Source organism: Ornithinimicrobium carbonis, from assembly GCF_977012275.1.
Genome location: NZ_OZ348993.1, coordinates 2,118,863 through 2,136,621 on the forward strand (window position 1 = coordinate 2,118,863; position 17,759 = coordinate 2,136,621).

The window sequence follows — 17,759 nt, forward strand, 5'->3', positions numbered from 1 at the left end:
TAGGTGGACCACCTAGGATCGCGGTATGCCGACGACGTTGCGGCCGGTCCGGGTGCCCGGGACCGGGGAGAAGCTGATCCAGGAGCTGGCCGGCGCCGCCAGCACGGGGCACCGGACGGTGTCCTTCGCGCGGATGACGGCACCTCCGGGGTGGTCCGAGCCGGGCCAGCGTCCCGAGTTCGACGAGATCACCTACGTGCTCGCGGGGGAGATCCTCGTGGAGCACGAGGGCGGCTCGACGAGCGTCACCGCCGGGGGGTGCATCCTCACCCGCGCCGGGGAGTGGGTCCGCTACGCCGTCGGCGCCGCCGGGGCGGACTACCTGGCGGTGTGCGCCCCGGCCTTCACCGTCGAGGGGGCGCGGCGGGACCCCGGTCCCGACCCCGTCGGCGGCTGAGCCGCGTCCGGGGGGAGCAGGCGCCGGCGCAGGGCGTCGTCCCTGCCCAGGCGGGCCTCGTCGCGACGGCGGCGCTCGGCCAGGACCCCGGCGAGCAGCTCCTCGGGGTGCTCGTCAGCGGGCGCGGCAGGTGCCACGCGAGGGGCCACGGCCGTCCACAGCTCGGCAGCGGCGCGCGAGCGGGCGTCCGGGTCGAGCTGGTCGGCCCGGGAGAGCAGCTGGCGGACCGCGACGACGAGGGCGTCGGGCAGGGGGCCGATGTCCGCGTCCCTCGCCCAGGCGGTGACGGTGGGGCCGGCGGAGGGGAGCTCGACCGCGGGCAGCCTGACCCGGTCGCGCACGACGTACGTCCCGGCCAGCAGGTCGCCCAGGCGCCGGGCCCGCTCGTTGGTGGCGGCCACGAGGAGCGCCAGCCCGCCGAGGGTGAGCCACAGCTCCACGGTGCCGGCCAGGGCGCGGATCGTGGCGTGGCGCAGACCGATCGGACCGGTGTCGTCCCGCACGGTGCGCAGACCCAGGACGAGCTTGCCCACCGTCCGTCCGTGGAGGAGGGTCTCCAGCGTGACCGGCACACCGGCCATCCCCAGGACCATGAGCAGGATGAGGAAGGTCTGGCCGAGCGCGCCGTCGGCGGCGAAGAGCTCGACGGGGGTGAGGAGCAGGACCGCCGTCAGCAGCGCCGCGACGACCAGCAGGTCGATGAGCCCGGAGACCATGCGCAGCGGCAGGGAGGCCGCGGGCAGGTCGACCTCGACCGCCTCGCCGGTCACGAACCGGTCGACGTCGAAGATGCCCTGCCGCGCCACGGGCCCAGCCTAATGGGGGTGCAGTCACCCGTTCGGAGTGGATGGGAGGCTGGTGGCCGAGCCGTCGGCCGGTGAACACCGCTCTCAGCCTGAGGCCCTGTGGACCTCTAGCCCTAGATCGTGTCCCGGCCGGCGGGTAGGTCGCCCGTTGAGTGCTGCTGGGATGTCGTGCCCCACCACCCGTGGTGAGCACTGATCCATTAGGTCGCTACCGGGGCGGTCTCGGCTCACGGGAGATGACAGGACCGACAACGGAAGGAGGCGGTGGCAGTGATCTTCGTCGGCAACGACTGGGCAGAGGATCACCACGACGTGTACGTGATGGACGAGGCGGGCAGGAAGCTCGCGGCCAAGAGGGTCGGCGAGGGCATCGAAGGACTCAGCGCCTTCCACGCCCTGCTCGGCACCCACGCCGAGGATCCCGCGCAGGTGCGGATCGGGATCGAGACCGACCGGGGCCTGTGGGTCAACGCGCTGGTCGCGGCCGGGTACCAGGTCCACGCGATCAACCCCAAGGCGGCCGCGCGGTACCGGGACCGGCATCACCTCAGTGGTGCCAAGTCCGACGCGGGCGACGCCAGGATGCTGGCCGACCTGGTCCGCACCGACGCGCACAACCATCGCCTGGTCGCCGGTGACAGCGCACAGGTGGAGGGCATCAAGGTCATCGCCCGGGCGCACCAGAACCTGATCTGGTCCCGGACCCGGGAGGCCAACCGGCTGCGCAACGCGCTGCGGGAGTACTACCCCGCCGCGCTGGTCGCGTTCGAGGACCTGGACGACCGGGACGCCCTGGCCGTGCTGGGTCGGGCCCCCGACCCCATCACCGGGGCCAGGCTGAGCCTGTCCCAGATCAAGACCGCGCTGCGTGCCGGTGGACGCCGCCGGTACCTGGAGGCCACCGCCGAGCGGATCCAGGAGGCGCTGCGCAGCGAGCAGCTGGCCGCACCGGCCCCGCTCGTGCAGGCTCACGCAGCCAGCACCAAGGCCCTGGTGGGGGTGCTGGTCGCGTTCAACACCCAGATCAGCGACCTGGAGGCCCAGCTGGGCCAGTCTTTTGAGCAGCACCCGGACGCCGACATCTACCTCTCGCTGCCAGGCCTGGGTGACGTCCTCGGCGCCCGGGTGCTCGGCGAGCTCGGGGACGACCCCGAACGCTTCGCTGATGCCAAGTCTCGCAGGAACTACGCCGGCACCTCACCCATCACCAAGGCCTCGGGCAAGAGGAAGATCGTGCTGGCCAGGTACGTGCGCAACAAGCGGCTGTACGACGCGATCGACCAGTGGGCCTTCTGCTCCCTGAGCACCAGCCCCGGCGCCCGCGCCTACTACGACGAACGCCGCGCCGCGGACTACGAGCACCACGAAGCCCTCCGCGCCCTGGGCAACCGCTGGATCGGAATCCTGCACGGCTGCCTCAAGCACCGCACCCCCTACGACGAACACACCGCCTGGGCCCACCGCCACGCCACGGCAGCTTGACACGTTAGACCCCTGGGATATCTAGTGGGAGGACAGCCACCCGCCCGGGATGAGGCAGGGCGACGGGGGCGACCGGCCCTGCGGACGGCCCTACCGGCCTGCACCCCTACCAGCGGCGGCGGACCTACAGTGGCCCCGTGGACCTGGATGCGCTCGTGACGCGCCGCCGCGCGGACTGGCACCGGCTGGAGACCCTGTCGCGGCGACGTCGGCTCAGCGGGGCGGAGGCCGACGAGCTGGTGGACGGCTACCAGCGGGCCGCGACCGACCTCTCCCTCGTGCGCTCCGGCGCCCCCGACGCCGGGGTGGTCTCCTACCTCTCCGCGCTCGTGGCCCGTGCGCGGGCCCGGGCGGGGCGGGTCCCGACCGCGTCGTGGTCGGGGGTGGGCCGGTTCTTCGCCGAGGACTTCCCGGCCGCGCTCTACCGGCTGCGGTGGTGGTGGGGCACCACCGCCGTGGTCAACGTCGTCGTCGGGCTGGTGCTGGGCTGGTGGCTCTACCACCACCCGGTCGTGGAGAACACCCTGCTCACGCCGCAGGAGGTCCAGCTCCTCGTCGACGTCCAGTTCGAGTCCTACTACTCCGAGCACCCCGCGAGCAGCTTCTCCACGCTCGTCTGGGTCAACAACGCCTGGGTCGCGGCGCGGGCCATCGGGATGGGGGTGCTGGGGTTCCCGGTCGTGTGGGTGCTGTGGCAGAACATCGCCAACGTCGCGGTCATCGGCTCGCTCATGCACCGCTACGACCGCGCCGGTGTCTTCTGGGGGCTGCTGACGCCCCACGGTCTGCTGGAGCTCATGGCCGTCTTCGTGGCTGCCGGGGTGGGCCTGCGGCTGTTCTGGGCGTGGGTCGCCCCCGGACCCAGGACCCGGCTGGCCAACCTGGCCGCGGAGGGTCGCACCGCCGCGGGGGTGGCGCTCGGGCTGGTCGTCGTCCTCCTCGTGGCCGGCGTCATCGAGGGCTTCGTCACACCCTCGCCGCTGCCGACGTGGGCCCGGGTGGGGATCGGGGTGCTGGCCCTGCTGGGCTTCCTGGCGTACGTCTTCACCCTCGGCCGGGCGGCCGTCCGGCGGGGCGTGACCGGGGACGTGGGGGAGGACCAGCAGGCGGCGTCCGCGCCCTCGGCGGGCTGACCCCGGCCGGCGGTCCTCAGACGCCCATGTCCTCGTAGGAGCGAGGATCCTCGATCGGTTCCAGGTGGCAGTTCACCCGCAGGTCGGGATAGGCCTCGAGCAGGGAGTCGGTGATGTCCTCGGCCAGGTCGTGGCCCCGCTTGACGCTCCACTCCCCGGGGACGAGCAGGTGCATCTCCATGAAGCGACGGTGCCCGGACTCCCGGGTGCGCACGGCGTGGAACTGGACCTCGTCGCTGGCCCACCCGTCCAGGATGCGGCCGATCCGTTCGTTGTCCTCCTTCGGCAGGCTGGCGTCCATGAGCCCGGCGGCGGAGGTGGCGACCAGGCTCCACCCGGTGACGAGGATGTTGACTCCCACGGCGAAGGCCACCACCGGGTCCAGCCGCTCCCACCCCGTCAGCCAGACCAGGGCCACGCCGACGACGACGCCGACCGAGGTCCACACGTCGGTGAGCAGGTGCTCGCCGTCGGCCGTGAGGGTGATCGAGCGGTGCCGACGACCCGCCCGCAGGAGGACCCAGGCGACCCCGCCGTTGACCACCGACGCGAGCACCGAGATGAGCAGGCCGACCCCGACCCGCTCCAGCGGCTGCGGGTCCAGGAAGCGCTGCACGGAGACCATGAGGATGACGGCCGCGGCGACGAAGATCATCAGACCCTCGACCGCGGCGGCGAAGTACTCGGCCTTGCTGTGGCCGTAGTTGTGCTTCTTGTCCGGCGGGCGCAGGGCCACCCGCAGGGCCACCAGGGCCACGATCGCCGCGACCAGGTTGACCAGCGACTCCGCGGCGTCCGAGAGCAGGCCCACGGAGCCGGTCAGCAGCCACGCCCCCGACTTGAGGCCGATCGTCACCAGCGCGGCCGCGATCGAGAGCCAGGCGAACCGGGTCAGGTCCTGGGGGGCGGGGTGGCGCGTGCTGGGGGTCGGGTCGGGGGTGCTGCTCATCGACGACGCGGCGGGCAGGGGGCGGTGGACACCCGACGATGCTACCGGCGGGCAGGCGGGTCGGCGGTCCACACCCACCGTGCACTCAGAGGCGGCCGGTCGCCTTCAGCCGCAGGTAGTGGTCGGCGAGGGCGGGCGCCAGGTCGTGCGGCGGGCGGTCCACGACGTCGACCCCGAGCTGGTGGAGGGCCGAGGCGGTCCGGCGGCGCAGCGACCCGGTCCGCTCGGCGGCGGCCGCGTCGTAGACCGACCCGACCGAGCCCAGGTCGTGGGCCATCTCGGCCACCGAGGGGTCGGCGACGGAGGCCAGGACCACGTGGTGGTGGGCGGTCAGGCTGGGCAGCACGGGCAGCAGCCCCTCCTCGACCGCGGCCGGCTCCAGCGGTGTGAGCAGCACGACCAGGGCCCGCCGCCGGGTGGTCGCGTTCACCGCTCCCGCAAGCCGGGTCCAGTCGGCCTCCACCAGGACCGGTTCAAGCGGCGCCATCGCGGTCACCAGGCGGTGCAGCAGGTCGGCCGACCCGGCGGCGCTCCCCGCACCTGAGCCCACCCGCGCCCGCATGACTCGGTCGCCCGCCAGCAGGTCGACGCGGTCACCGGCCCGGGTCGCCAGGGCCGCCAGCAGCAGGGCAGCGTCCATCGCCGCGTCCAGCCGAGGCTCGTCGCCGACCCGGGCCGCGCTGGTGCGGGAGGTGTCCAGGACCAGCAGCACGCGGCGGTCCCGCTCCGGCTGCCAGGTACGCACGACGGTGTGCTGGCGCCGTGCCGTGGCCCGCCAGTCGATGGACCGCACGTCGTCGCCGTCGACGTAGTCGCGCAGGGAGTCGAACTCCGTGCCCTGCCCGCGCGTGCGCACCGCCGAGCGCCCGTCGATCTGGCGGAGCCGGGCCAGCCGGCTCGGCAGGTGGCGGCGGGACCGGAAGGGGGGCAGGGAACGGACCACCCCGGCGACGGCCGTCCGGCGCTGCCGCCCGGCCAGGCCGAGGGGGCCGTGCACGCGGACGGTGACCGTCGTGGCGGGCCGGTCACCGCGCCGGGTCGGCGTGAGCACGGTCCGGACCCGCTGCACCCGGCCCGGAGCGAGGTCGAGGACGTGCCGGGCGCCGTCCGCCCCGGCCGACGGCACCCAGGCGTCCTGCACCAGCCCCCGCACGCGGCGGGACCCCTCGTGGGTGAGGGTGAGCTCCGTGGCGCTCGATCCGCCCAGACGCACCGGCGGCACCTCACCGCGCACCACCGTCAGCGCCCCCGGGGAGGGGGTCAGCAGCAGGTCCAGCGCTACGAGCACGGCGACGAGGAGCAGCCAGCCCGCGGCGACCACCCCGGCCCGCCCGGGCCACAGGGCGGCGGGGACGAGGCCCAGGAGCACCAGGGCCACGACCGGCCCACGCACGACCACGGCCGGCCTCAGCGGGGGACGGGGACCGAGGAGAGCACGGTGCGCAGCACCGCGTCGGCGTCCACGCCCTCGAGCTCGGCCTCCGGGCGCAGCGCCACCCGGTGCGCCAGGGTGGCGGGAGCCAGCGCCTTGACGTCGTCCGGCGTGACGAACCCCCGCCCTGACAACCAGGCCCAGGCGCGCGCCGAGGCCAGCAGGGCCGTCGCCCCCCGGGGACTGACCCCCAGCTGCAGGGAGGGGGCGGTCCGGGTCGCCCGGGCCAGGTCCACGACATACCCCACGATCTCGGGGGAGACCTGCACGGACCGGACGGCCGTCGACGCGGCCGCCAGGTGCGCCGCCCCCGCGACCGGGGTGACCCCTGCGGCCGCGAGGTCACGCGGGTCGAAGCCCGCGGCGTGGCGGGTGAGGACCTCGACCTCGTCCTCCCGGGGCGGCAGGGGGACCGTCAGCTTGAGCAGGAAGCGGTCCAGCTGGGCCTCCGGCAGGGGGTAGGTTCCCTCGTACTCCACCGGGTTCTGGGTGGCCGCCACCAGGAAGGGCGTGGGCAGCGCGCGACCGGTGCCGTCGACGGTGACCTGCCGCTCCTCCATGGCCTCCAGCAGGGCCGACTGGGTCTTCGGCGGCGTGCGGTTGATCTCGTCGGCCAGCAGCAGGTTGGTGAAGACCGGACCGGGGCGGAAGGTGAAGTCGCCCCGACCGCTGTCGTAGACCATCGAGCCGGTGACGTCGCCGGGCATGAGGTCGGGGGTGAACTGCACCCGCGCGGTGCGCACGGACAACGCCCGGGCGAGCGCCCTGACCAGCAGGGTCTTGGCCGTCCCGGGCACCCCCTCCAGCAGCACGTGCCCGCCCGTCAGGAGCGCGACGAGCAGCCCGGAGACGGCCTGGTCCTGACCCACGACGGCCCGCGCGACCTCCGTCCGGACGGCCTGCAGGGCGAAGCGCGCGTCCTCGGGGTCCGGGGGGACGTCGGGAGGTGCGGCGTCGGACGTGCCGGACGGTGTCGGCGGGGGAGTCATCGATGAGGTCCTTCCTCGAGGGATCGCAGCCGGCGCGCGACGTCCACCAGGGTGGCGTCGTCGTCGGCGGTGGGGTCGGTGAGCAGTCGTCGGACGGCCCCGGGCGGCTGGCCGGTCGTGGCGGCGACCCGCTCGACCAGGTCGTCGGTGCCCGTGGCGGGCGGCAGGCCCAGGCGCTGGGCCAGGCGGTGGCGCGTGCCCTCCTGCAGCGCGCCCAGGGCGTGCTCCCGGTCGTGCGCCTGCCGGTAGAGCCGGCCCCGGGCCCGGGTGGTCTCGGCCGCGTGGACGACCGCGGGGAGGGGCTCGACGACGACCGGGGCCAGCCGCCGACCCTGCCACAGCCCGGTGACGAGCACCGCCGCCGCGAGCAGGACCACCGAGGCGGTGAGGTTGCGGGGCAGCACGTCCCACAGTCCCTGGGCCGAGGCGTCGGGGGGTGCGTCGCCGGGGGAGGGCACCACCCACACCAGCTCCTCGGGGCCGCCCAGCAGCCGCAGGCCCAGCGCGGCGTGCGCCTCCTCCAGGACGTGCTCGTTGGTCAGCGCCGAGGGGAAGCCGACGAGGGTGAGGGGTGGGTGTCCGGAGGTGGCGGGCAGCTCCAGCAGCGCGCCGACCCGCGCGCCTCCGGCGTTGTGGCTGGGGGTGGGCGGGTAGCAGGCGGTGGCCGCGGCACGCTCCGCCCCGTCGACCTCGAGCATGACGTCCGCGCGGGCCAGCAGGTCGCCGTCGCGCACCCACGGGGCCGTGCACCCCGCCTCCAGGACCCGGTCGCCGCCCGGTGCCGTCGAGACGGGCAGGTCCAGGACCGCCCCCGGGTCGGCGGAACCGTCGGGGACGAGCACGACGAGGCGGTCGGCATCGGCGACGTGCGCGAGCAGCTCGGCGCCCGCCTCGGGCCCGAGGTATGCCGTGTGCCCCAGGAGCACGGTCGTGCCCGGCCCCACCGGACGCTCCAGCAGGCGCCGCGTGCCGTCCACGACCTCGACCCGGGTCCCCTGCTGCTCCAGGACCCGGGCGAGGGCCCTGGTCCCCTCGTGGCCGGGGTTGTCGGGGGAGAGCGGCTCCCCGGTGTCCTGGCGGGTGAGCAGGGTGGCGACGACCGCCATCCCCAGCAGGAGGAGCACCCACGGGACCCATCGGCGCACCCACGGGACGCGTCGGCGGACCCCCGGGGACGGTGCGCCCGTGGGCCCCCCGGACGGTCGGTCCGACCGCGCAGCCGGTCGACGCGCCACGGCGGCGGTCACCGGGGGACCGCCGGCCCGGGGACCCGGGCGGTCGTGGCACGGACGGGGGCCTGCTCGAGGCGGGACCCCAGCTCCAGGACCGCCCGCGCCTGCTCCGGGGTGGCGCGGCCGTTCCCGTAGCGGACCGCGTCGAACCGGTCCGCGGCCGCCGTGAGGTCGCCGGCCAGTGCGGGCACCCGGGCGGCCAGCTCGGCCGCCAGCTCGTGGGCGGTCCGGCCGGGCCGATCGGGCAGCCAGCCCCGCTCGTCGGCGGTGGCCGCCACCGCCCGGTAGGCCTCGAGCAGGGCGGTACCGGGGTCGTCACCGACCAGGGCCCGCTCCGAGAGCTCCCGGTAGGCGGCCGCTCCGAGGGGTCGCTCGGGCAGCACCGAGGGGTCGACCGCGCGCCGTGACAGGGCCGTCTCGCGGCGCCGCTGCCGGGCCGAGCGGGTCAGGACCGCGAGGACGGCGAGGACGACGCCGGCCAGGACCAGCCAGGCCGCCCCGGGCGGGAGCGTCCCCGCGAGGGAGGGGGAGGGCAGCAGGTCGGCCAGCCAGCTGAGGACCCGCTCCACGACCGACTCCCGGACCTGGTACTCACCGCCGGAGAGCTCCTCCTCCAGCCACCGGCGGGCCTCCTCCCGGTCGGGCCCGGGAGTCCCCGCCCGCAGGGCGGTCAACGCCGCCGCCGCGCGGCCCGCTCCTGGGCGGTGCGGTGCAGCATCAGGTCCAGACCCTCACGACGGATCCGCTGGTCGAGGTAGAGGAGCGCCGTCACCCCGGCGGTGAACGGGACGACGACGGCGTTGACGACCAGCTGCACGACGTGGTCGAGCACGATGGCCAGCGTCGACGGGCCCCCGCCGCCGGTGAGGAACCCCTCGCCCAGCAGGAGCAGGACCACCGAGACCGGCACCTGCACGGCGGCCGTGAACGCGGCGGTGACCAGGCCTGCCAGGACGGTGATCCCCGTGATCCGCCAGGACTGCCGCCCCGAGGACAGCGCCCAGGCCCGCCGCACCCCCTGCCACGGCCCGGCTCGCTCGAGCACGACGGGGGCCGGGGCCAGCGAGAGGCGGCTCCCCGACCAGAGGAGCACGACCGCGGCCGCGAGGCCGCCCAGGACGGCCACGAGGACGGCGATCACGTCGCCGGCGCCGCTGGCCGCCCACGTGGCCAGCACGACGAGGAGGACCACCGCGGCTCCGAGCAGGAGCAGGAGCACGGTCATCACCACCAGCGCCCCCAGCAGGGCGGGCAGGCGGCCGCGGACCGCCTCCCAGGCCTCCTGCAGCCCGGCCCGGTCGCCCAGGACGGCCTCACCGACGGTGTGGACGATCAGGCCGGTGAGCGTGGTGGAGGCCAGGGCCGAGAAGAGCAGCGTGACCAGCAGGAGCACGGCATCGCGGTCGGTGGGGGCGATCGCGCTCGTCCTGGCGACCCCCAGCGAGAGCACCAGGGAGGGCAGGAGCAGGACGGCCAGGACCAGCAGGGCCATCCCCACGGTCGCACGGGGGTTGCGGCGCATCGTCTGCAGCGACCCGCCGAAGACGTCCCCCAGGCCCAGCGGGCGCAGCGGGACCACGCCGGGCTGGTGCTGGTGGGCCAGCTCCTCGGGCGTGAGCCGCTGCCACGGGTCTGGCCCGTCCGCGGCGGGAGGGGGCAACGGTGCTCCTGACCCGGGTGGCGGCATACCGGGCGGCGGCGGCGCCCCGGGCGGGAGACCGTGCAGCGGTGCGCCGGGTGGCGGCATACCGGGCGGTGGTGCCCCGGGCGGCGGCATACCGGGCGGTGGTGCCCCGGGCGGCGGCATGCCGTGCGGCGCCTCCCCGGGCCCCCCGTGCGGCTGCGTCATCCCCCGGCTCCTCCTGCGGTGCGGACGCCCGCCCCCTCGGGTGCGAGCAGGTCGTGGACGAGGCGCTCGGCCTCCTTGGCGGTGACCGGGACGGCCCCGAGAGCCTCCTGGGCGGCCACGATACCCGGCTCGGCACGACGCAGGACGTGCCCCCGGCGCCACAGCGTCCACGGCGGCTTGCGCCGTTCAGCGAGGTCGCGCACGAGACGACGCCCGAAGGTGAGCCAGGGGCGGTTGCGCACGCAGAAGGCCTGGGCCAGCAGGCCCTTCTCCCGCAGCCCGGCCACGGTGTGCGCCGCGAAGATCCCCTCGGCCACGACGACGTGGTGGCGCCCTCGCACGAGCACGTGGTGGCCGGTGATGCTGGAGCTGGAGATGTCGTAGACCGGCACGTCGGTGCAGCCGTGCACGCAGAGCTCCTCCAGCGCCTCCAGCGCCGCGTCCACGTGCCAGGAGCGCACGTCGTCCCAGTCCACCAGGCCCAGCGGACTCATCGGCAGGTCCGGGTCGCCGCCCTCGCGGTAGAAGTCGTCCAGCGCCACCATCGGCCAGCCGAACCGGGCGGTCAACCGGCGGGCCAGGCGGGACTTGCCGGCACCGCTGGGCCCGGCGAGCACGAGGACCCGCGCGGGTCGGGTGGCAGCGGGCTCCATGGCCCGACAGTCTAGGACGTGCCGCGCCTAGACTCTGCGGGCGTGAGCACCTCTCCGCCGTCCGGCCACCCGCCCGTCGACCCCGCGCGGGGACCCGGCCCCGGCCCCGGCGCCGGTCGTCTGCAGGGGCCGCTGGTGCGGGTCTACCGGACGCTGCCGGCCCGGTTGATGGGGTGGGCGCTCGTCGCCGGGGCCGGTGTGCTGGCGGTGCTGACCCTCGTGGACGTCGTGTCGGGGCACCGCACCGGTCTGCTCCCGCCGACCGCGCTCGTGGTGGGGGTGGCGGCCCTGGGCTGGGTGCTGTTCCTGCGGCCCTCGGTGCGGCTCCACGAGGACGGGGTCGTGCTGGGCAACGTCCTCACCGACACCGTCGTGCCGTTCGCGGCGGTCGAGGAGGTCACCCACCAGTGGTCCCTGGAGCTGCACGACCTGCAGGGCAGGCGGCACGGGTCCTGGGCGGTTCCGGTCAAGCGCGAACGGGTGCGGCGACGGTCCGTGGACGACTTCGCCGAGACGACCGTGCGGGGGCGGGGGGACGCCGGGACGACCGCCCAGGGGGTCGCCGACGAGGTGCAGCGGGCCCTGCAGCGCTGGCGCCTGGACGGCGGGGAGCTCGGTGTCGCCGCACGCGACCGGCAGGACCTGGCCGGACCGGGCAGGGCCGCGGCCCCGGGGTCCTCGGCAGCGACGTCGCCGCGCGTGGCCCAGCGGCCGGCCTGGGGAGCGGTCGCCGTGCTGACGCTCGCCGTGGCCCTGGTGGTGCTCGCGGTCCTGGCCTGAGGTCCGGGCCGCCCGGTCGCCTCCCGGTCAGACCCGGGTGAGCTCCTCCATCGCCGCCCGCGCGTCCGCCAGCCGCCGCCCGGCCTCCTCGCGGGCCGCGGCCAGGCCGTCGTCCCCCTGCACGGCCACGACCGCCTCGAGGTAGACCTTCAGCTTGGGCTCGGTCCCGCTCGGCCGCACGATGACCCGGGTGTCGTCGACCAGCAGGAACCGCATTCCCTCGGTCGGGGGCAGCCCGTCGACCCCGTCGGCCAGGTCCTCGACGCTGCTGACGTCCGTGCCGCCCAGCCGCGCGGGCGGTTCCTCACGCAGCCGCTGCATCACCGGGGGGATCAGCGCCAGGTCGGACACCCGCACCGAGAAGGCGTCGGTCTGGTGCACCCCGTGGTGCCGGGCCAGGTCGTCCAGCACGTCCAGCAGCGTGCGGCCCTGCGCCTTGAGCCCGGCCGCCATCTCCGCGGCCAGAAGCGCGGCGGTGACCCCGTCCTTGTCCGGGACCGTGGCCGGGTCGACGCAGTACCCCAGCGCCTCCTCGTAGCCGTAGGCCAGCCCGGGGACGCGGCCGATCCACTTGAACCCGGTCAGGGTCTCCTCGCCCGGCAGGCCCGCGGCCTCGGCCATCGCGCCGAGCAGGCGGGAGGAGACGATCGAGCGCGCCAGCACCCGGCGGTCCCCGGTGGCCCGGCCGCGGTCGATGACGTGCTGCCCCAGGAGGGCGCCGACCTCGTCGCCCCGGAGCATCCGCCAGGAGCCGCCGTCCCGCACGGCCAGGGCGCACCGGTCGGCGTCGGGGTCGTTGGCCACCACCAGGTCAGGGTGCTCGCGCTCGGCCAGCGCCAGCGCCGCGTCGATGGCCCCCGGCTCCTCGGGGTTGGGGAAAGCCACGCTGGGGAAGTCCGGGTCCGGTTCCTGCTGCTCGACCACCTGCTCCGGAGCGGGGAAGCCGGCCCGGACGAAGGCCTCGCGGACGACCTGCGAGCCCACGCCGTGCAGCGCGGTGTGCACGACGGACAGCGAGCGCGGACCGTCGGGGTCCAGGACCGCGACGGCGGCGTCCAGGTAGGCCTGCGTCACCGAGTCGTCCAGCGTGACCCAGCCGTCGTCGGCCCGCGGGACCTGAGCGACCGAGGGCACGGCGGCGATCTGCTCGGCGATGTCCCGGTCGGCGGGCGGGACGATCTGCGACCCGTCACCCAGGTAGACCTTGTAGCCGTTGTCCTCGGGCGGGTTGTGGCTGGCGGTGACCATGACACCGGCCTCGGCCCCCAGGTGCCGGACGGCGAACGCCAGCACCGGTGTCGGCAGGGGGTGGGGGAGGACCATGGCGCGCCCGCCCGCGGCGGTCACGACCGCGGCGGTGTCCCGGGCGAAGACGTCGGAGTTGTGCCGGGCGTCGAAGCCGACGACCACGGTCGGCCCGTCGCCGTCCCCGCGTCGGCGCAGCATCTGGGTGAGGTATGCCGTGAGGCCGGCGGCGGTGCGCAGGACGACGGCGCGGTTCATCCGGTTCGGGCCGGCCCCGAGGGCCCCCCGCAGCCCGGCGGTACCGAACTCCAGGAACCCGGCGAACCGGTCCTGCAGGTCGGCCCGGGCGTCACCCTCCCCGGCGCGGACCCGCTCGAGCAGGTCGGCCAGCTCGGCGCGGGTCACCGGGTCCGGGTCGTCGGCCATCCAGGCGTCCGCGCGCTCCAGCAGGGCGGGGTCGAGGTCGTCGTGCTGCGTCATCGGTGTCCTCCGGGATCGGCTCGGTGCGCGGGCCGGTCGTCGCCGCGCGGGACGTCGTGAGGGGGGCGGGTGGGAGGGGGGATCACAACCGCGCCACGATCCGGGCGAGCAGCTCGCCGCAGCGCTCGCCGGCGGCCCGGCCGGCTTCGATCACGTCCTGGTGGTCCAGGGGCACCGGGCTGATCCCGGCCGCGGGGTTGGTCACCAGGGAGATGCCCAGCACCTCCAGTCCGGCCTCCCGGGCGGCGATCGCCTCCAGGGTGGTGGACATGCCCACCAGGTCGCCCCCGAGGGTGCGGGCCATCCGCACCTCCGCCGGCGTCTCGTAGTGCGGCCCGCGGAACTGGACGTAGACGCCCTCGGGCAGGTCGGGGTCCACCTCCCGGGCCAGGTCGCGCAGCCGGGGGGTGTACAGGTCGGTGAGGTCCACGAACGTGGCCCCCTCCAGGGGCGAGGCCGCGGTGAGGTTGAGGTGGTCCGAGATGAGCACCGGCGTCCCCGGTCCCCACTCGGGCCGCAGCCCGCCGCACCCGTTGGTCAGCACGACCGTGCGGCACCCGGCCGCGGCCGCGGTCCGGACCGCGTGCACGACGGCCCGCACCCCCCGTCCCTCGTAGAAGTGGGTGCGGGTGCCGTAGACCAGGACCCGTCGACCGTCGGGGAGGGGGATCGAGCTGATCGTCCCGGTGTGGCCCGCGACGGCCGCCGCGCCGAACCCGGGCACGTCCGTGTTCTCGATCACGGTGTCGGGCGTGCCGAGCCGGTCGGCGGCGGGCTTCCACCCGCTGCCGAGCACGAGCGCCACGTCGTGCCGGGCGGCACCGGTGCGCTCGGCCAGGACCGCGGCCGCGGCCCGGGCGACCTCCTGGGGGTCGGTGCGGGGGTCGTCGAGGTCGGGGGCGGGAGAGGCGTCGGTCACCCGGGCAGCGTACCGATGGTTTGATGGGGGCGTGAGTGCAGCCAACAAGTCCGTCGTGGTGATCGGTGGTGGCCCCGGAGGCTACGAGGCGGCCCTGGGGGCGGCCCAGCTGGGCGCGGAGGTGACCGTCGTGGAACGGTCCGGGCTGGGCGGCGCCACGGTGCTGACCGACTGCGTGCCGAGCAAGGCCCTGATCGCCACCGCCGACTTCATGGACCGGTTCAGCGCGGCCAAGCGCATCGGGGTGCACTTCGACGGCGCCCAGGTGCCCGGGGACCAGGGGGTCACCGCCCACATCACCGACGTCAACGCGCGCATCATGCGCCTGGCGGCCGCCCAGAGCCGCGACATCGGGGAGCGGTTGGAGTCCGCGGGCGTCGAGGTGATCCAGGGGGCCGGCCGGCTCCTGCCGGACGGGACGGTCGAGGTCGTCGAGGGGGTGGGGGCCGTCCCCTCGGGGGAGGAGCCCGCGCCGCACGGGGCGGACCGCGACCAGGGGCGGGTCACCCGCACCCTGGAGGCCGACCTCGTGCTCGTGGCCACCGGCGCCCGCCCCCGGGTGCTGGACACCGCCCGGCCCGACGGCGAGCGCATCCTCACGTGGCAGCAGATCTGGGACCTCACCGAGCTGCCCGCGCACCTGGTCGTCATCGGCTCCGGCGTCACCGGGGCCGAGTTCGCGCACGCCTACCTGGGCCTCGGGTCGCAGGTCACGCTCATCTCCTCCCGCGACCGCGTGCTCCCGGGGGAGGACGCGGACGCGGCCAACGTCGTCGAGGAGGTCTTCCGCCGCCGGGGCATGACCGTGCTCAACCGCTCGCGGGCGGCCGAGGTGCGCCGCGAGGGGGACGGGGTCGTGGTCACCCTGGAGGACGGGCGCGAGGTGCCGGGGACCCACGCCCTGCTGGCGGTGGGGTCGATCCCCAACACCACGGACCTGGGGCTGGAGGAGGCCGGGGTCCGGCTGACCGCCTCGGGCCACGTCGAGGTCGACCGGGTCTCGCGCACCAGCGTCCCCGGGGTCTACGCCGCGGGCGACTGCACCGGCGTGTTCCCGCTGGCCTCGATCGCCGCGATGCAGGGCCGCATCGCCGTGGCCCACGCCCTCGGTGACGCCGTGGCGCCCCTGTCGCTGGGCAAGGTCAGCTCGAACATCTTCACCGACCCAGAGATCGCCACGGTGGGGGCCAGCCAGGCCGACGTGGACGAGGGCCGGGTGGACGCCCGGGCGGTGATGCTGCCGCTGACCAAGAACCCCCGGGCCAAGATGCAGAACCTCTCCGACGGCTTCGTCAAGCTCTTCGCCCGCAAGGGCAGCCACACGATCGTCGGCGGCGTGGTGGTCGCCCCGAGGGCCAGCGAGCTGATCTTCCCCATCGCCCTGGCCGTGGCCAACCGGCTCAACGTGGACCAGTTCTCCTCGACCTTCACGATCTACCCCTCGATGTCGGGGTCGCTGGCCGAGGCCGCCCGGCAGCTGCACGAGATCGCGGACTGACGACCGCGGGACGCCGCTGCCGCCGGGCTGCCCCGGACGCCGGACGCCGGGCGGCCCGTGGCGGCACGGCGGCCGGGCACGGTGGTAAAAACCCCCCGCCCACCTGCCGCGGACCCGTCAGTCCTTGAGCTCGCAGATCACCGCGCCGTTGGCGACGGTCTCGCCGACCGACGCGCTGAACCCGGTGACCGTGCCCGCCTTGTGCGCCTTGAGCGGCTGCTCCATCTTCATCGCCTCCAGGACCACGACCACGTCGCCCTCGGCCACCTGCTGGCCCTCCTCGACGGCGATCTTGACGATCGTGCCCTGCATCGGGGCGGTCACCGCGTCGCCCGAGGCCGCCGCACCACCACCGCCGCCGCGGGAGCGCTTGGGCGCCTTCCGGCGGGTGGAGCTCGTGCCGCCACCGTTGCCCCCGAGGGACAGGCCGGCGGGCAGCGAGACCTCCAGGCGCTGGCCGCCGACCTCGACGACGACCGTCTGGCGCTCGCCGTCCTCCGGCGTGTCGTCGGCGGTCGGCCCCGACCAGGGCTGGATCTGGTTGTCGAACTCGGTCTCGATCCACCGGGTGTGCACGGAGAACGCTTCGGAGGGCTCCGACGGGGCGAAGGCCGGGTCGGACACGACGGCCTGGTGGAAGGGCAGCACCGTGGGCATGCCCTCGACCACGAGCTCGCCGAGAGCGCGGCGCGACCGCTCGAGGGCCTGCTCGCGGGTGCGACCGGTGACGACGAGCTTGGCGATCATCGAGTCGAAGGCGCCGGCGACGGTGTCGCCCTCGACGATCCCGGCGTCCCAGCGGACACCCGGGCCGTGGGGGACGACCATGCGCGAGACGGTGCCGGGTGCGGGCATGAAGTCGCGGCCGGCGTCCTCGCCGTTGATGCGGAACTCGAACGAGTGCCCCTGGGGGGTCGGATCGTCATACCGCAGCTCCTCGCCGTCGGCGATGCGGAACTGCTCGCGCACGAGGTCGATCCCGGTGACCTCCTCGGTCACGGGATGCTCGACCTGCAGGCGGGTGTTGACCTCGAGGAAGGAGATCGTGCCGTCCTGCGCCACGAGGAACTCGCACGTGCCGGCGCCGACGTAGCCCGCCTCCTTGAGGATGGCCTTGGAGGCCCGGACGAGCTCGGCGCGCTGCTCCTCGGTCAGGAACGGGGCCGGGGCCTCCTCGACGAGCTTCTGGTTGCGGCGCTGGAGGGAGCAGTCACGGGTCGAGACCACGACCACGTTGCCGTGCTGGTCGGCCAGGCACTGCGTCTCGACGTGGCGGGGCTTGTCGAGGAACTTCTCGACGAGGCACTCGCCCCGCCCGAAGGCGGTGACGGCCTCGCGGACCGCGGAGTCGAACAGCTCGGGGATCTCCTCCATGGTGCGGGCGACCTTGAGCCCGCGGCCGCCACCGCCGTAGACCGCCTTGATGGCCACGGGGAGGCCGAACTCCTCGGCGAGCGCGACGACCTCGTCGGCGTCCTTGACCGGGTCCTTGGTGCCGGGGGCCAGCGGGGCCCCTGCCCTCACGGCGATGTGCTTGGCCTTCGCCTTGTCGCCGAGCGCGTCGATCGCCTCGGGGCCGGGACCGATCCAGGTGAGGCCGGCGTCCATGACCGCCTGAGCGAAGGAGGCGTTCTCCGCCAGGAAGCCGTAGCCGGGGTGGACCGCGTCGGCGCCCGCCTGCCGCGCCACGTCCAGCAGCTTCTCCTGGACGAGGTAGGAGTCTCCCGGGGTCGTGCCGCCCAGGGACCATGCCTCGTCGGCCACCTTCACGTGCAGCGCGTCCCGGTCGGGGTCGGCGTAGACCGCGACCGAGGTCAGGCCTGCGTCCTTGCAGGCACGGGCGATGCGGACGGCGATCTCGCCGCGGTTGGCGATGAGGACCTTGCTGATCGGCATGGCGATCACCCTAGACCCA

The 17,759-nt window shown here is 75.1% G+C and carries 16 protein-coding genes; 5 read left to right on the forward strand and 11 right to left on the reverse strand.

What is annotated here, in order from left to right; translation table 11 throughout:
• The first annotated feature begins 25 nt into the window (after positions 1-25).
• Positions 26-397, forward strand: coding sequence for a cupin domain-containing protein (locus ACWHYA_RS09595; protein ID WP_425941559.1), 372 nt, complete (start codon positions 26-28; stop codon positions 395-397).
• Here ACWHYA_RS09595 and ACWHYA_RS09600 read toward each other — a convergent pair.
• Entirely contained in the window at positions 319-1,203 is an 885-nt protein-coding gene (locus tag ACWHYA_RS09600) for an RDD family protein (RefSeq protein ID WP_425941557.1), read from the reverse strand. The two genes, ACWHYA_RS09595 and ACWHYA_RS09600, sit on opposite strands and share 79 nt — an antisense overlap.
• Positions 1,204-1,473: 270 nt before the next feature.
• On the opposite strand from ACWHYA_RS09600, the gene ACWHYA_RS09605 reads away from it, so the two are divergent.
• Together ACWHYA_RS09605 and ACWHYA_RS09610 are read left to right on the forward strand one after the other, a co-directional pair.
• Positions 1,474-2,685: an IS110 family transposase gene (locus tag ACWHYA_RS09605; RefSeq protein ID WP_425941838.1), complete on the forward strand. Its 1,212-nt coding sequence runs from the start codon at positions 1,474-1,476 to the stop codon at positions 2,683-2,685.
• Between the two features lie 137 nt (positions 2,686-2,822).
• On the forward strand, positions 2,823-3,818 hold the full coding sequence (locus ACWHYA_RS09610) for a stage II sporulation protein M (protein ID WP_425941556.1): 996 nt from the start codon (positions 2,823-2,825) through the stop codon (positions 3,816-3,818).
• Between the two features lie 16 nt (positions 3,819-3,834).
• On the opposite strand, the gene ACWHYA_RS09615 is transcribed toward ACWHYA_RS09610, so the two are convergent.
• The 7 genes from ACWHYA_RS09615 to ACWHYA_RS09645 form a co-directional block, all read right to left on the reverse strand.
• Positions 3,835-4,767: a cation diffusion facilitator family transporter gene (locus ACWHYA_RS09615; RefSeq protein WP_425941555.1), complete on the reverse strand. Its 933-nt coding sequence runs from the start codon at positions 4,765-4,767 to the stop codon at positions 3,835-3,837.
• A gap of 85 nt (positions 4,768-4,852) precedes the next feature.
• Positions 4,853-6,166 (reverse strand): DUF58 domain-containing protein, encoded by a 1,314-nt coding sequence (locus ACWHYA_RS09620; protein ID WP_425941554.1) that lies wholly within the window; start codon positions 6,164-6,166, stop codon positions 4,853-4,855.
• 8 nt (positions 6,167-6,174) lie between these two features.
• Positions 6,175-7,188: an AAA family ATPase gene (locus ACWHYA_RS09625; RefSeq protein ID WP_425941553.1), complete on the reverse strand. Its 1,014-nt coding sequence runs from the start codon at positions 7,186-7,188 to the stop codon at positions 6,175-6,177.
• Positions 7,185-8,333 carry a DUF4350 domain-containing protein gene (locus tag ACWHYA_RS09630; protein ID WP_425941551.1) on the reverse strand — a complete coding sequence of 383 codons (1,149 nt, stop codon included), beginning with the start codon at positions 8,331-8,333 and terminating at the stop codon, positions 7,185-7,187. The genes ACWHYA_RS09625 and ACWHYA_RS09630 overlap by 4 nt, the downstream gene beginning before the upstream one ends.
• Before the next feature lie 98 nt (positions 8,334-8,431).
• Entirely contained in the window at positions 8,432-9,094 is a 663-nt protein-coding gene (locus ACWHYA_RS09635) for a DUF4129 domain-containing protein (protein WP_425941550.1), read from the reverse strand.
• Positions 9,091-10,080: a hypothetical protein gene (locus tag ACWHYA_RS09640; RefSeq protein ID WP_425941548.1), complete on the reverse strand. Its 990-nt coding sequence runs from the start codon at positions 10,078-10,080 to the stop codon at positions 9,091-9,093. Before ACWHYA_RS09640 ends, ACWHYA_RS09635 begins: the two co-directional genes overlap by 4 nt.
• Before the next feature lie 185 nt (positions 10,081-10,265).
• The gene (locus tag ACWHYA_RS09645) at positions 10,266-10,922 is read right to left on the reverse strand and encodes a uridine kinase family protein (protein WP_425941546.1); all 657 of its coding nucleotides are present in this window, start codon (positions 10,920-10,922) and stop codon (positions 10,266-10,268) included.
• 42 nt (positions 10,923-10,964) lie between these two features.
• Between ACWHYA_RS09645 and ACWHYA_RS09650 the strand changes: the two genes are divergently transcribed.
• Positions 10,965-11,702 (forward strand): hypothetical protein, encoded by a 738-nt coding sequence (locus ACWHYA_RS09650; RefSeq protein ID WP_425941544.1) that lies wholly within the window; start codon positions 10,965-10,967, stop codon positions 11,700-11,702.
• Positions 11,703-11,729: 27 nt separating this feature from the next.
• Here the strand turns inward: ACWHYA_RS09650 and ACWHYA_RS09655 are convergent, their stop codons facing one another.
• On the reverse strand, positions 11,730-13,427 hold the full coding sequence (locus ACWHYA_RS09655) for a phospho-sugar mutase (protein ID WP_425941542.1): 1,698 nt from the start codon (positions 13,425-13,427) through the stop codon (positions 11,730-11,732).
• An 82-nt stretch (positions 13,428-13,509) separates the two neighbouring features.
• Positions 13,510-14,346 (reverse strand): purine-nucleoside phosphorylase, encoded by an 837-nt coding sequence (locus ACWHYA_RS09660; RefSeq protein ID WP_425941540.1) that lies wholly within the window; start codon positions 14,344-14,346, stop codon positions 13,510-13,512.
• A gap of 31 nt (positions 14,347-14,377) precedes the next feature.
• On the opposite strand from ACWHYA_RS09660, the gene ACWHYA_RS09665 reads away from it, so the two are divergent.
• Entirely contained in the window at positions 14,378-15,844 is a 1,467-nt protein-coding gene (locus ACWHYA_RS09665) for an NAD(P)H-quinone dehydrogenase (protein ID WP_425941539.1), read from the forward strand.
• A 117-nt stretch (positions 15,845-15,961) separates the two neighbouring features.
• On the opposite strand, the gene ACWHYA_RS09670 is transcribed toward ACWHYA_RS09665, so the two are convergent.
• Entirely contained in the window at positions 15,962-17,740 is a 1,779-nt protein-coding gene (locus ACWHYA_RS09670) for an acetyl/propionyl/methylcrotonyl-CoA carboxylase subunit alpha (protein ID WP_425941536.1), read from the reverse strand.
• Between the last annotated feature and the right edge of the window lie 19 nt (positions 17,741-17,759).

Bases quoted from the DNA above. Each gene is read 5' to 3' on its own strand.
- ACWHYA_RS09595 (WP_425941559.1), top strand. From the start codon at position 26: ATGCCGACGACGTTGCGGCCGGTCCGGGTGCCCGGGACCGGGGAGAAG.
- ACWHYA_RS09615 (WP_425941555.1), bottom strand. From the start codon at position 4,767: ATGAGCAGCACCCCCGACCCGACCCCCAGCACGCGCCACCCCGCCCCC.
- ACWHYA_RS09625 (WP_425941553.1), bottom strand. From the start codon at position 7,188: ATGACTCCCCCGCCGACACCGTCCGGCACGTCCGACGCCGCACCTCCC.
- ACWHYA_RS09645 (WP_425941546.1), bottom strand. From the start codon at position 10,922: ATGGAGCCCGCTGCCACCCGACCCGCGCGGGTCCTCGTGCTCGCCGGG.
- ACWHYA_RS09655 (WP_425941542.1), bottom strand. From the start codon at position 13,427: ATGACGCAGCACGACGACCTCGACCCCGCCCTGCTGGAGCGCGCGGAC.
- ACWHYA_RS09670 (WP_425941536.1), bottom strand. From the start codon at position 17,740: ATGCCGATCAGCAAGGTCCTCATCGCCAACCGCGGCGAGATCGCCGTC.